The organism is Paenibacillus sp. LK1, assembly GCF_002750415.1.
Lineage (GTDB): Bacteria > Bacillota > Bacilli > Paenibacillales > Paenibacillaceae > Paenibacillus > Paenibacillus taichungensis.
Genome location: NZ_PEII01000016.1, coordinates 76,875 through 91,987, shown reverse-complemented (window position 1 = coordinate 91,987; position 15,113 = coordinate 76,875). Strand labels below are relative to the sequence as shown.

Here is a 15,113-nt window from a genome sequence, read left to right as displayed (position 1 = left end):
GTTGCAAACGGCTGAGAACTTAGGGAAATGAAGGGTAGTCTGAATTGAAGCTCATACCAGAAGTTAAACCACGGAATACCGTGGTTTTTTTGTTTTATCGGTAAAAGCTTTTGTTCTGTAATACGTTTTGATATGACATGCTTGGTGCTCTTTAGATTAAAAAAAATCATCAACAAAACAATAGAACTATTCCTGTGACAGCATACATATGTGAATGAATAACATTTTCTTTGAAAAATAGATGCACTGAATCCACAATTTACAAATTTACTAGAAACTTTTCCCTGAAACTAGCGTCTAATACTATGACTTTTTGAGAGTGTAAACATTACTTGGGAGCAGAAGGAGCCAAAGACAAAGCATGAATCTGAAGAAGAAATTGTCCATTTTTACCGCTTTAGCCGTTTTACAAGCATTTGCAGTCGGTTCTGTGAGTGCGCAGTCAGAGTCGCAAGATGATACAGCGTCAGTTAATACAGCAAAAGTAGAATCGGTTGAGGTGCTGAAGAAAGAGCAGCCGATTGCAGAGAGTGAAGTGAAAACGGGTAGCAGCAACGCATCCAGCAGTACTCCGTCCACTAAAGGAAAAGAAACCGGAACTTTGACAGGCACTGAGGTAACGCCTAAAACAGATATCGAGAAACCCGCCATAGATGGGGGAGAGACGACTACAAACGAAACGAGTACAGGGTCTACTACAATTCAGGAAGGATCCACTGAGGATGTTGAAACGCCATCTACCCCTGCTCAAATAGAGCAACCATCCGTTGATGGAAATTCTGCCGTAGCAGCAGGCGGCGATCTGACGTTGTACATGAATAGCAACAAAATGGAGCAGGATGGGAAAACGTATCTTGCTGGCCAGCCAATGACTGTAAAGAACGGCGTATCTTATGTTGCGATCCGTGCACTGGTCGACCGTGTAGGGTACGGGGTCAAATACGATAACAAAACCAAGGAAACCATCATCATCAGTGGTGATAATGAGCTCCGATTCAAAACCAACAGCACGGTCTATACCGTAAATGGTGAGTCCAGAACGATGAAAGGCCCTGCTTATCAGCAAAAAAATACGTTCATGGTGCCTTTAACTTCCATCACTCAAGCTCTGAACATCACCTATAAAGTGAATCAGTCTGCTAAAACGGTTGTGCTGAATCTGAATACTAAACCCATTGCAAGCTTTGTGATTTCCCAAAAGGAAATTTTTGCGGGCGATAAGGTGGACTATGTGACTTCTTCCAGTTCTCCAAATGGATTGGATATCCTAGACGAACGCTGGACAGGTCGTCAGGAATCGTTTGTTCAAGCGGGTACATATACGATTTCATATCAAGTACAGGATTCCAACGGCCAATGGAGCGATCCCTATTCGATGACGATTCAAGTTTTGAGTCCTAATCTTCCTCCTGTAGCCATGTTCACCACAGACAAGGAACAATATAAAATGGGTGAAAAAATAACATACATCGATCAAAGTACAGATGATGAAAACAGGATTGAAAAAACGGTATGGGAGAACAATTCGCTGGCCTTTTTTGAACCTGGTCCCAAAACGGTGACACTCACCGTTACTGACAATCACGGCGCAACGGACACTTACTCCAAAGTTATAACCATAACCAATGAGACATTATATTCATTTTCCGATTTCAATTTGCTCTTCACGCCGGTAGGACAGAAATTTACCTTTAACGGTGGCGAAGTAACTTCCATGGAAAAAGTGCCTTATACGTACACGGATGAGCCAAGTCTGTTGATCCGCAGCAACAGTCCTGAAACGGTTAATACGGAAGGCATCGTGTATAAAGAATCATCTTCGGGGCAGACGCGTTTCATGATTCACCACGTAAACAATACAGGTAAAAGAGTGAAAATGTATGTGATTGCAACCAATAACAACCCCAATCCGGCAGTATTCGAACAACAAAATATGGGCTTTGCTGGGCCTACACCGTATGCTACCGTAGCTGGGAAATTGTCTATTGATAAATGGTTCAAGTCGATTCAGACCGGAGCGGATCAAAAGAAAGAGTACCTTCAACCTGGGGAAAGCAAATTGATTTTGACAGAACTTAATAAAACGCCGATGAAAGAAGGACAAGTCATCTCTCTCTATTCGGACGCTTATAGTGATTATTCCTTAGACTATAACGTTATTCTGGTGGAAGAAAATAAAGATCCGTTCGAGGCTCTGCCATTACTACCTGTGCTTGATCGTGACGGAGTGCACAACCGTGGTACGTACCCGAATGCGACTCGCATTATAAAGTACGATGAGCACGTGGGAATCAAACCTGCCCGTCTGCCACTTGGTGACAATTCAAGCGATCCCAATCTGGTAGGAACAGATCCGATGGCTTACACAGACGCATCCAATGCGGGTAATTTCGGCGTATTATACAAAATCACGCTGACCAATGTTGCACCGCGTACGCTTATCTCCTTTAACCCTCGTGGAGGGAAGTATTCCGGAGTAGCTCTGGTGAACAATCAGTTGGTATCGATTGCCGAAGGTAACGTTGCGGTTGCCAATTCAAGTGAACAAAGCGTTCTTTACCGTACAGGGGCATATGGAGAGAGCGTTACGATTCTTTTCTCTGCCGCGCCAGGAAGCAACCTGCCGGTCAATCTGCTCTTTACACCGCTCCCATCGGAGAAGTGATATAGTTCTCTCTCAAAGCTAGAGCGGGAATGAATGATTGGGTTGGCGTATTAAATTAACTATCGAAAGAAGACTCCATAAGGAGTCTTTTCTTTTCACTGGGGATATGAGGATATACGGAATAGATGCTGCTTAAAAAGCCATATTTAAAACCGCTTATTTCTACTGAGGAGGAATCAAATTCCGATGAATGTAGTCGTCAAGTTGATACGTGAATTCAAAGAGCGTGATACCCGGCGTTTGTTGAAAGATTATCGAGACAAAGTGGAACTTATCAGGAAACGGAATTTGGAAGCTTGGGACGATCAGCGGCTACTAGCTGAATCCCTTCGGCTGCGAGAAGAAGCAAGATCAGGCACACCTTTGAATGAACTGCTTGTTGATGCTTATGCATTAGTCTGCGAGGCTGCGAAGAGGACACTCGGATTACAGCCTTACGATGTCCAGATTATGGCTGCTATCGCTTTGCACGAGAGATTTTTGATCGAACAGCATACCGGTGAAGGAAAAACACTCTCTGCTGTTATGCCTGCTTATCTCAACGCGTTGACCGGCGAAGGCGTTCATGTACTCACATTTAACGACTACTTGGCAAATCGAGATGCAGAGTGGATGGGTCCGATCTACCATTTCCTCGGGTTAACGGTAAGCTCGGTTCAAGCGGGCATGAGTTTGCTCGAAAAACGGGAAGCTTACGCCAAGGATATAACCTATGTTACGGCTAAAGAAGCAGGATTCGATTATTTGCGTGACACAATCGCATTAAATGAAGCTGATACCGTACACCGTCCTTTCCACTACGTCATCGTCGACGAAGCAGATTCATTGCTTCTTGATGAAGCGCGGGTGCCGCTAGTCATTAGTGGCGATTCGAGCGCTTCCAAGAGTGATGGCGTTCTTTTCGCAGAAGTGGCCCGGCAGCTGCAGCCAGCAGAGCATTACGATTTTGACGAGTTCCAGCGGAACGTTTATTTGAATGATGCGGGTGCTGCGAAAGCGGAGTTGCTGCTGGGATGTGGCAATTTGTACGATAACCATAATAGTCATATGTTAACGTCATTAAATTGTGCGCTGCATGTGGAATCGTTATTAAAAAAAGACGTCGATTATATCGTCCGGGACGGTGTAATTGAGCTAATCGAAGAACATACAGGTCGTGTGGCCGAAAACAGGTATTTGCCGGACGGGTTGCAAGCTGCCCTTGTGGCCAAAGAAGGGTTACAGTGGAAGGCCGGCGGGAGAATTCTCGGCACGATCACGATTCAACATTTCATTAGCCTGTATTCGGGAATTTGCGGAATGACGGCTACGGCGCACGCTTCAGCAATGGAATTCGAGGATATCTATGCGCTGCAGGTCGTGCAAATTCCTCCGAACCACCCAAACATACGGATCGACCACCAGCATCGGATTTACACCCATAATGAAGCCAAATATAAGGCGCTTATACAAGAAATCTCTTCTGTCCATAGGGGTGGACGCCCCATTCTTATTGGTACGTCAAGCGTCGAGGAGTCTGACATGTTGGCAGAGGCGCTTGCGCTTGCCGGCGTACCTTGCCAGGTTCTCAATGCGAAAAACGATGCAAAAGAAGCCGAAATCATCGCCAAAGCGGGAGAAATCGGAGCCGTAACGGTATCTACGAATATGGCAGGGCGGGGTGTCGACATTCGTCTCGGCGGCGGCAATCCTGCTCAGGCAGAGCTGGTTGCCAAGCTGGGCGGATTATACGTAATAGGTACACATGTAAACGAAAGCATGCGGATTGATAACCAGCTGCGCGGGCGTTCCGGCCGCCAAGGCGACCCGGGAGCTTCCGTATTTTATATAAGTTTGGAAGACGAGTTGATGCTTCGCTTCGGCATTCATAGACTTTTTCGCACTCCCAGGCAGGAAGAAGTTCTTGATGATCCGGCGCTCCGCAGCAAAATCGAGCATATTCAGCGCGTTATCATCGGTCAAAACTTCGATATTCAGCGGGAATTGAACTGTTATTCGGATATGGTGGAGGATCAGAGGCGAATCCTATACGAAGAACGGCTCGGAATATTGAAAGGCGAGAGACCGATGAGTCCATCGGAGCAGCGGGTACGGCTTTTTTATATCGACGAGTTCTGGGCTGACCATCTGGCATACGTTTCTTACATTCGCGAAAGCATCCATCTCCAGAGCATTACCAGTCGCAACCCGATCGACGAGTTTCATACGCAAATCACCCAAGCATTCGAGCAAATTCCGGCTAAAATAGATCATGAGTCGGCGAATATGCTTAGAAAACTTGGAGGTTCGAATGATCCGGAGAAATGGGAACAGTTCGGTCTGAAGAGTCCTATTTCGACTCGGACTTATATGATCAACGATCAATATAGCCAAGATAAGCGCAGCTCATGGACCGGAACGACGGTATTTGCTTTTTGGGGCAGTAAGATTTTGAAGCTGTTACTGAGGCCAGTATATAGGATGTCAAAATAGTGATGGGAGCGTGACGATCGATGAACAATAGAGAACGGTTTACGACCCGGGTCGATTCGTATTTAAAATACCGCCCGAGCTATCCAAAAGAGGCTATTGACCATTTGTACGACGTCGTCGGTTTACGTGCGAACAGTAATATAGCAGACATTGGTTCAGGCACTGGGATCATCTCAAGGCTACTACTGGAACGCGGAAGCGATGTAATCGCAGTCGAGCCAAATCAGGCAATGCGGGAAGCCGCCGAGCAAATGTTAGAAAGTAATCCGAAATTTCAGAGTACATCAGGTTCTGCGGAATCTACTGGATTACCTGATCAGTCGGTTGATTTTATTGTCTGCGCTCAGGCATTTCACTGGTTCGATCGCTCCGCAGCCCATATCGAGTTTCGCAGAATTCTGCGGCCAGGTGGGAGAGTAATACTCATCTGGAATTCTCGTCTTACTTACGGTACTCCGTTTCGTGAAGATTACAATCAACTGCTTCATACATACGGAACCGACTACGAAAAAGTTAATCATAAAAATATTTCTCAGAAGATGCTGCTCTCTTTTTTCAAGGAAGGTTCAATGCATGAAATGCAATTCAGAGTGAGTCAGGAGTTCGATTTCGAGGGTTTGAAAGGCCGGTTGCTATCATCTTCATACAGCCCTGTACCCGGGCATGCAAATTACGATCCAATGATGACAGAACTGCGGAATTTATTTGATAAAAATAATCAAGATGGTTTTGTTGAATTCGATTATGAAACTGAGATTTTTTGGGGAGAAGTATAGATCACCAAAATGATACCCAGCTATATCCTCAAGCTATAGCTGGGTATTTTTGTGAAATTTACGTCCATAGAGCCTTGTCACGACTGCAGACTGTAAACCTAGATGTTGATTTTAAGTCGTAATTCGGCCATCATAGCCTCAGCTTGTTGTGGATCTTCATTCAGCAGCTTCCTGTATGTCAGCATCCAATTCAGCGTTAGAAGCATATGATCGTACTCTTCCTTCTTGCGCTCGATCTCATTGATCTTTTGAAGAATCCATTCGATTACTTCTTGGTTGGTGCGTTCGTTCGTATCGTGATCCTGCAAAATCGTCTTTAGTTCAGCCAACGAGCAGCCAATGCCTTGAAACTTCTTAATCAGCCTTAACCGCTCAATTGCTTCGTCTAAATAGTTGCGGTAATTATTCTTCTCTCGCTGAATATGCCTGCCATCAAGCAAACCTTCCTTCTCATAAAATCGAATGGTGTGGGGGGTTAAACCCATCAAGTCTGCTAATTCTTGAATTTTCATATGAGATCATACCTCCAAACGCTTGCCTTAGAGTTCACTTCATAGTTTAGACTGAAGTTATATCTTCGTCAAATGCTTAAGGAGGCGCTAAAATATTATGCGTATATTTGTTACTGGTGCAGCAGGTTATATTGGTACAGCCGTTGTCCGCGAACTCATCGGTGCGGGCCATCAGGTCGTTGGGCTGACCCGTTCGGAGAGTGGTGCTCACGTATTAGAAAGCTTGGGAGCTGAGGTGGCTCGTGGTGTGTTAGAGGATCTGGATATACTGCGCAGCTGTGCTGCCACTTCAGACGGTGTTATTCATCTGGCATTCAATCATGATTTCTCTAATTTTGCCGCATCACTGGCAGCTGATCTTAGCGCCATCGAAGCAATGGGAGAGGCGCTTGCCGGCTCCGGTAAACCACTTGTTATTACAGCCCATGCGAATGGCAAACCATCGGAGGATGCGGCACTTGCGTTTATAGAACAAGGCGTGAGAGCATCGATCGTCTCGCTTGCACCTTCCGTTCATGGAGAAGGAGATAAAGGCTTCGTGCCGCAATTAATCCGGATCGCTGAGGAAAGAGGCTCTTCTGCTTACATTGGAGACGGCTCTAATCGTTGGCCAGCGATTCATCGCTTGGACGCGGCAGTTTTGTTCCGCCTCGCTGTAGAATCTGCGCCTGCAGGCTCGCGACTGGATGGCGTGCAGGATGAAGGCATTGCATTTAGAGACATTGCCGAAGCCATTGGTCGTCATGTGGGTGTGCCGGTAGTCAGCATCCCGCCTGAAGAAGCGCAAGCCATCTTCGGTTTTCTAGGCATGGTCGCGTCGCTTGACTTAGCCAGATCAAGTGAAGGGACGAAAGAACTTCTCGGCTGGAAGCCTGTCCAGCGTGGACTTCTCGCAGATCTGGAACAAGGGCATTATTTCACGAAATAGTCTAACTGGAATGAATCAAACGTTTGCTATCAATTTATACACAACAAAAAATCGTTGCCTAATACAAAGTAGGCAACGATTTTTTGGTTATAAAATTCTTTCAACATTAATCTAAACTATAATTGAATCTCCCGCTATAAAGCACCGCCGTGCACATAAAAGTATGTTGGACGTTCATTATCCAATTGACCATCGGGTGTAATGATAGTTAAATAACTTCTTGGATACTTTTCTGCGTATTGAATATTGGTTGTTAACTGATATTTACCATCAATAGTTGTAGTAGTAGATGGTTCTGCTGTGTAAGTGTTTTCTGCTCCAGATCTGCTTTGCAAATAAAAGCAACTGGCTTTGGCGTAGCGTGTATCGAGAGGTTCGTCCCGAATCGCGTTCTAAGGTGTTCCACCTTATACGGACGAAACTAACATATCTTTAAAAATGAATATGCATTCTTTAAAGTTTGCTATAGTTCACTTCAGGTGGAATGTATAAAATGGAAACAACACCCATGTAAGCGTTTTATATTAGCTGGGTGAATTTGAATGGAGGTGTATGATGAAAAGAAAGACATGGTGGATGTTTACGATTTCGGGAGTGGTTTCATTATTTCTCTCGGTAAGCGCTTTCGCAGGGTTTGTATTTTGGGAGCCTCTAACGTACCACAACCCGAGCACCTGGCAAAAGGCTGATGGTTATTCCAACGGTTCAATGTTTAATTGCACCTGGCGAGCGAACAATGCAAACTTTACGAGTGATGGTAAGCTGAGACTGAGTTTGACCAGCCCGTCCAATAACAAATTTGATTGTGGTGAATATCGATCAACCAATTCTCAAGGATATGGTCTGTATGAGGTAAGTATGAAACCTGCCAAAAACACAGGCATTGTCTCTTCTTTCTTCACGTATACCGGACCTGCTCACGGAACGCAATGGGATGAGATTGATATTGAATTCTTGGGAAAAGACACAACCAAGGTACAGTTCAATTATTACACCAATGGTGTCGGCAATCATGATAAGATCGTTAACTTGGGATTTGATGCATCTCAGGGCTTCCACACTTATGCGTTTGATTGGCAACCAGGCCATATCAAGTGGTACGTGGATGGCGTTCTGAAACATACGGCCACAACGAACATTCCAACGACGCCTGGTAAAATTATGATGAATCTGTGGAATGGAACAGGCGTGGACAGCTGGCTGGGCCCTTACAACGGAACTAATCCGCTGTATGCTGAATATGACTGGGTGAAATATACAAGTAATTAGAGTGATTTATTTGCATGATAGCGAAAAACGAAGAGGATAAGAGGACAGGAGTGTAAGCCGCTGTCCTCTTTTTTTGCATGTTATTTTAGACATTTCATAAGGACCATTGCACTAATGCAACATTCATATCCATTTTCCAATATCCTAAATTAATGCAATAAATGTTGTAATATTAGTATGGGCATCCACCTGGATCATTCATTATGATGGATTCTGTAGACAACATCATTACATAGACAGGGGGAAACATAAGTTGGAAACAGGCAAAAAACGAAAAATAGTCAGTTTCGCTCTCGCCGGAATGTTCGCGCTCTCGGCCGTACTCAGCGGATGCAGCACAAGTGGACAGGATAAGGAAGCTTCTCCAAGTACACCAAGTGCTGCACTGGAGATGAAGGATGGTAAATATGATCCGCCCGTCAGCATCACGTATTTGCGCCCATGGGGTCCGGATGTAAAGTTCAAATCGGGTGAAGATCAGGATAATAACATTCACACGAAATGGGCCAAAGACAAGCTCGGCATTGAATTGAAAAATCAGTGGGTTTCACCGTCGACCAATAATGCTTTCGAAACCAAGCTTCGCCTGTCGCTTGCTTCCAATGCAGAGATGCCGGACATTATCTCGTATCGCGGGGAATTTAATCTGGTGCGTGAATTGATCGAAACGGGCAAGTTTGTTGATGCTGGCGAATTGTTTGATCAATATGCGAGTGATACCTGGAAAGCAGCCGTTAAGGAAGATCCTTCCGTATGGTATCCGTATATGCAAGATGGCAAACGAATCGGTATTCCCATTCTGGACTATGCCTATAATGGTGATCCGGTGATGTGGATTCGTGAAGACTGGATGAAAAAATTTAATCTGAAAGCACCGGAAACATTAACTGATCTTGAAGTAATCATGGAAACGTTTACAAATCAGGATCCAGATGGAAACGGCAAAAAAGATACGTATGGTCTGACGATAGGATTCAAAAACTGGCTGAACACCTGGATGTCAGATGCAGGCTGGATTTTCGGTGCATATGGAACGATGCCGAACCAATGGAACCTGAATGCTGATGGCAAGCTCGAATACGGCTCTGTGACACCGGGTGCAAAACAGGCTTTGGCCACATTGCAGAATTGGATGAGCAAAGGTTACATCCCTGAAGAAGCCGGCGTTTACGACGAGACCAAAGCTGCGGAAGAGTTTACGGCAGGCAAAGCAGGAATTGTTGTTGGACCTCACTGGATGCCATCCTGGCCGCTGGAGGATGTGAAGAAAAATAATCCGGAAGCTGAATACAAAGCCTACCCTATTCCGGCTGGACCAGATGGGAAAGCAGGCAGACATGGAACATCCAATGGTAATGGTGTGATCCTGATTAACAAGGATATGAAGAACCCGGAAACGTTCTTTACCTATCAGAACTATCTGTTTGATCACTACGCGAATCCTAAAGAAGGTGATGAATTCGAACACGGTTTCGCTGAAGGATATGACTGGGCTATGGTCGACGGCAAACCTTCAACAGATGCCAGTGTGACCGAAGGTTACGCGCCTGAGAAATACACGTTGACATTTGACGGTGCACGGATTCCGAACCTCAGCATGACCACACTGGCCAAGCTGGCAAGCGGGGAAGAAGCAACCACACCTTTCGAGAAAAAAATTCAATCCGGCGTGCCAGAGCCTATGCTCGCAGCAGCCAAAATTGTACTGGATCAAAAAGATATCGTCTATAACCAGATGTTCACAGGCGCTCCAACCATGACGATGCAGATGAACAACGATATTCTGTCCAAGATGGAGAAGGATATGTTCTCGCAGATTGTTTATGGTAAAGCTTCAATAGACGCATTTGACGGTTTTGTAGAGAAGTGGAAATCTTCCGGCGGGGATCAGATAACGCAGGAAGTTAATGAATGGTATCAATCCGTAACGAGCGGTAAATAAAGTTAAAGGCATTGCTGGAGAATATTCCGGCAATGCCTTTTGTCTGTGTTATCTATGTCAGCAACCAGCAACACTCCGCTCTTTCCTTGTCTCAAACGGGTAGATTCTCTCTGTATTCTTGCGGTGTGACGTCATAGAATTTTTTAAAAACCCGAATGAAATAAGCGGTATTGTTATACCCGACAAGCTCGGCAACCTCAAATACCTTTGCATTGGATGAACGCAAGTAGTATGCCGCCTTTTCCATTCGTAATCGATATACATAGGCTGTAAGGGCTTCTCCGGTCTCTGCCTTATACACCTTGGACAGATACACCGGGTGAAGGTGAACATGGTCTGCTATAGCGGGCAAGGATACGTCATCAGCAAGGTGAAGGTCTACAAAGCTTTTGACACTGCGCACAATCGTACTGTGATTATCCTTCAGCTCTTGTTCTGCGTCCTCACTGATTGAATGAATCGCCCGAATTGACCAGTCTTTGAGCTGCTGTGTAGTGGCATAACTCGGTGCCTGAAAGTATCGATACGTTTCGGCAGGGAGGACGGACGAGATCTGTTTTCCGTTCTTGTGAATAATGTACGCAAATGCACCGGCCAGGGCGTGATACACTTCAACGGTCGTTTCCGCGATATCATGCTGTTCTCCTGAATGCAGCAGTTCTTCGAAAATTGCCTCGATTTTCTGCTCCACATCATCGAAACGTCCGGCTTCCAGCAAACTAATCAGCGTAGGCGGTTTGTAGAGCGAACGGATTGCTGGTAGCGGATGCACATCCGGATCATCCGAAGCTGTCACGAACAGTCCTCGTGCCTGACCCATCCGCTTGCGCATGGAGCTTACCGCCCCCTCATAGATTTCTCCGATGTCATATGGGAACTTGCCCCAATGGGAGACTGAGATGGAGATGGCTCCTTTTAAGTAGAGCTGTACATTGGTTTGAATCTGGGTAGCATAGTGCTCCAGCAGTGCTTGCGGTTTCTCATCCCTGGTCAGTCCCATCGGAGCGTCATGTTTCACACTAGCCAGGACGACAAGATAATCGTGGACATCCCTTGTGTGCCAGATATGAAAATGATGCTGCATGACTTCGCTGATGATATTGCATATCGCGTATTCCATTAGAGACAGATCATACTGTCCCATCTCGGACAAATGCTCCTCCATGCGGATCACCATCATGCCCAGTTCCTGCCCGACCGAATAGGGCAGCTCCAGCAATTCAAGCTTGTCCGACAAGGCTTGCGGAGAATAGGTTTTCCCCGTGAGCAGTTCGTGAAGCATCGTCGATTGCAATAGTGGCAGATTGTCCTGAAAAGCATGCAGGGCACGTTGGTAGGATGCGGCGGTTTCCCATTTTTGCTTGATACGGTCCACGAGACGCTGTACGGTCTCCATCAGGTCTTCATCACTGACAGGCTTGAGCAGATAATCGAAGCTTTCCTGCGCCATCGCCTGTTTGGCATATTCAAAATCGGCGTATCCCGACAGAAGAATGGTCTGCACATGAGGCCAACGCTCGTGAATGGTGGTGATCAGTGCAATACCGGACATCTCCGGCATACGAATGTCTGTCATGACGATATCAATATCGTGATTTTCCATTATTTCAAGCGCGACCGCGCCAGATAAGGCTTCGTGAACCATGCTGATTCCGCAGCTTTCCCATGGAATCGTTTCCGCTAATGTTTCCACAACCGATTTTTCATCGTCAACTAATAAAATCTGTAACATATGTGTCACCTACTCATTGATATTGTCGTGCCATGTGATGCTTGCTCTCACTCCGCCACTGGGTGAATGTTCATACTGTAGTCCGGCACCGTCACCATACAAAAAGTACAAACGCTGATGCACATTCCAGGTACCGCAACCCATATTTTCATCCAATGGTTTCAGCAGGTTGCTCTTTAATTGATCCAGCTGATCATCTGTCATGCCAAGTCCGCTGTCTTCCACGGTAATGGTGTACCTTTCGTCCTTGTAATCCGCATAAATGGTAATATGCCCGTCTTCGGATCGAGGCTCAATCCCATGAATAATAGCGTTCTCAACAATAGGCTGGAGAGTGAGTCTTGGTACGGTTTTGCTCAAAATGTTATCGGGCACATCGATTGTAAAATGCATTCGTTCCAGTCTCAATGACTGAATCTCCAGATAGTTCTTGACCATCGTCAGTTCTTCCTTAATCGTGGCCAGATGGTTCTCCGATCTCGTTATGTATCGATAATACTCCCCCAGATTCAGTGCCATGGCGACCACGGCTTTTTCATTTTTCATCCTCGCCATATTCTTGATATAGAAGAGGCAATTATAGAGAAAGTGCGGGTTAATCTGCGATTGTAATTGCTTCAGCGTGGCTTCGCGTCTTCTCAGTTGTTCCTCATACACATTCTCAATTAACTCCTGAATACGCTGGGCCATGATGTTAAATCGTGCAAACAGCAAGCTGAATTCATTCCGTGACGAATGATGCAAACGAACGGTGAAGTCTCCGGTCGACAAACGATTCGTTCCTTTTACAAGCTGAAGCAGCGGGAGTTGAACACTCCGGTACAAGACATATAACACAATGATGCTCATGACAATTAGTACAGTGATGGAAGCATAAAAGAGATTGCGGCTGCTCGTAATCGGTCTCAAAATCTGCTGCATCGGAACATAATCGACATAATACCATCCCAGACTGCCGGATTGAATATAAGAGACATAATATTCGGTCTGATCCAGGTTCGTGGTGAAGCCACCTCTGCTCTGCAAATCCATCTGCTGAAGTTTGTTATGTATCAAGCTCAAGGTATCATTGCCGCTGCTGTTGCTGATCAGACCGAGCTCCGAATGAAACATGAAGGGGTCGCCATTGTTATTTAACTTGTTCTGATCCAGCATCGCCGTTAAATGCCGCACAGGAAAGCTGATCTTGGTAATTAATCTGGCTTTGTCCGGCTTGATGCTCGCTGTCGTTGGGTCCGTTGTGTACCACTCAAACTGGTTTTGAGTATAAGTCCAGGACTTCGAGAGCGGCTCTTTGAATTCATCCTCCTTGTAGGGGGTGTAGGCATAATAATCCGTCGAGATGACTTTTTGCAGACGTGGAAAATACAGCGTAATTGTCGAATGCCATTTGCTTGCCGCATTGTACAGATTCATCTTTTCCAGAATGGCACTGCCTACCTTGACACGTTCATAAGGGATCTCTTTATAGTCCGGCCGCTGGTACTCCTGAATGCTGGAATCCTGTCCAATGGATATGCCATATAGAGATAGTTGGTAAATATTGGATTCTACAGAATCGGCAAAAGTGGATAGGTGGTTCATCGTATTATTCTGGATTTCGCGCTCAATCACACGCACACTTTCTCTGTTGGAGTAAGTGTAGAGGAATAACACCAGGATGAGCAACATGACAAACAGCAATGTGATTTTGGTAAAGACATTCAAACGGGCGAACAACGCTCAACCTCCTCAACTTATTAAAATATTGTTATCGTTGTTGCAATATTAGGATATAGATCGCAAATGGGCGTTGCTATAATTTTAATATACAAGTTCACGCGCACTTGTAAAATACAAAATTGATAACATGGGGGATGTTGGGGTGAAGGAACATACGTTAGAGACGCCGCGCAAACGGCGGGCCATCAAGGTAAAACAGCGCTGGAATATGCAACGAAACTGGTCCTTGCATTTGATGCTTGTTCCGGCGGTTTTGCTGGCAATCATTTTTCAGTACATACCAATGGGAGGCATTGTCATTGCTTTTCAGGATTTCAAACCTTATCTGGGATTTACCGAATCCAAATGGGTAGGTTGGGATAATTTTAAATATTTGTTCCTGTATCCGGATGTGGGGCAAGTGATCTGGAACACGCTGGTAATTGCATTTTTCAAAATTATTGCCGGGTTAGTCGCTCCGTTCTTGTTCGCCGTTCTGTTAAACGAAGTTCGTCTGGTCTCTTTCAAAAGGGTCAGTCAAACACTCGTTTATCTGCCGCACTTTCTCTCATGGGTTATCCTCGGCGGGATATTGCTGGATATTCTTTCTCCGCAAGGAGGCATGGTGAACAAACTAGTTGTTGCCTTAGGTGGAGAACCTATATTTTTCCTGGGAGATGGAACGTGGTTTCGTATAACACTGATTATAAGCGATGTATGGAAGGAATTTGGTTTTGGCACAATTGTATTTTTGGCTTCTCTCTCAGGCATCAACCCGGCATTGTACGAAGCGGCTGAGGTGGATGGAGCGAACCGGTTCAAGCAGACACTGCATATTACGTTTCCTGCGTTGATGCCGATCACGATCGTACTGATGACCCTTTCCATCGGAAATATTCTGAATGCGGGATTCGATCAGGTGTTCAACCTGTACAATCCGCTTGTGTATGACAAAGGCGACATCATTGATACGTTCGTATATCGACTCGGTATCCTGAACGGCAAGATGAGCTTTGCTACAGCTGTAGGATTGTTCAAATCGGTGGTGGCGACAATTCTGATCGTTATTTCGTATCGACTCGCTTACAAACTGGCTAACTATCGCGTGTTCTAGAG

Annotated in this window: 10 protein-coding genes; 7 read left to right on the top strand and 3 right to left on the bottom strand. The window is 45.5% G+C overall.

Annotation, left to right across the window (positions count from 1 at the left end; genetic code table 11):
- The first annotated feature begins 361 nt into the window (after positions 1–361).
- From CS562_RS28070 to CS562_RS28060, 3 genes are all read left to right on the top strand, one after another.
- A complete protein-coding gene (locus CS562_RS28070) occupies positions 362–2,665 on the top strand; it encodes a copper amine oxidase N-terminal domain-containing protein (protein WP_099858871.1) in 2,304 nt (767 codons plus the stop codon).
- Positions 2,666–2,851: 186 nt separating this feature from the next.
- Positions 2,852–5,137 (top strand): preprotein translocase subunit SecA, encoded by a 2,286-nt coding sequence (locus tag CS562_RS28065; protein ID WP_099858870.1) that lies wholly within the window; start codon positions 2,852–2,854, stop codon positions 5,135–5,137.
- 20 nt (positions 5,138–5,157) lie between these two features.
- Positions 5,158–5,913: a class I SAM-dependent methyltransferase gene (locus tag CS562_RS28060; RefSeq protein WP_099858869.1), complete on the top strand. Its 756-nt coding sequence runs from the start codon at positions 5,158–5,160 to the stop codon at positions 5,911–5,913.
- A gap of 98 nt (positions 5,914–6,011) precedes the next feature.
- Here the strand turns inward: CS562_RS28060 and CS562_RS28055 are convergent, their stop codons facing one another.
- The gene (locus CS562_RS28055; RefSeq protein ID WP_099858868.1) at positions 6,012–6,425 is read right to left on the bottom strand and encodes a MerR family transcriptional regulator; all 414 of its coding nucleotides are present in this window, start codon (positions 6,423–6,425) and stop codon (positions 6,012–6,014) included.
- Between the two features lie 97 nt (positions 6,426–6,522).
- Between CS562_RS28055 and CS562_RS28050 the strand changes: the two genes are divergently transcribed.
- The 3 genes from CS562_RS28050 to CS562_RS28040 all read left to right on the top strand — a co-directional run bounded on the left by CS562_RS28050 (position 6,523) and on the right by CS562_RS28040 (position 10,564).
- Positions 6,523–7,353 (top strand): SDR family oxidoreductase, encoded by an 831-nt coding sequence (locus CS562_RS28050; protein WP_099858867.1) that lies wholly within the window; start codon positions 6,523–6,525, stop codon positions 7,351–7,353.
- A 555-nt stretch (positions 7,354–7,908) separates the two neighbouring features.
- Positions 7,909–8,622 (top strand): beta-glucanase, encoded by a 714-nt coding sequence (gene bglS / locus CS562_RS28045; RefSeq protein WP_099858866.1) that lies wholly within the window; start codon positions 7,909–7,911, stop codon positions 8,620–8,622.
- A 253-nt stretch (positions 8,623–8,875) separates the two neighbouring features.
- A complete protein-coding gene (locus CS562_RS28040; RefSeq protein ID WP_099858865.1) occupies positions 8,876–10,564 on the top strand; it encodes an extracellular solute-binding protein in 1,689 nt (562 codons plus the stop codon).
- Positions 10,565–10,655: 91 nt separating this feature from the next.
- Here the strand turns inward: CS562_RS28040 and CS562_RS28035 are convergent, their stop codons facing one another.
- Positions 10,656–12,296: a response regulator gene (locus CS562_RS28035; protein ID WP_099858864.1), complete on the bottom strand. Its 1,641-nt coding sequence runs from the start codon at positions 12,294–12,296 to the stop codon at positions 10,656–10,658.
- Between the two features lie 9 nt (positions 12,297–12,305).
- Entirely contained in the window at positions 12,306–14,015 is a 1,710-nt protein-coding gene (locus CS562_RS28030; RefSeq protein WP_099858863.1) for a sensor histidine kinase, read from the bottom strand.
- A 145-nt stretch (positions 14,016–14,160) separates the two neighbouring features.
- Between CS562_RS28030 and CS562_RS28025 the strand changes: the two genes are divergently transcribed.
- Entirely contained in the window at positions 14,161–15,111 is a 951-nt protein-coding gene (locus CS562_RS28025) for an ABC transporter permease (protein ID WP_373561768.1), read from the top strand.
- The last annotated feature ends 2 nt before the right edge of the window (positions 15,112–15,113 follow it).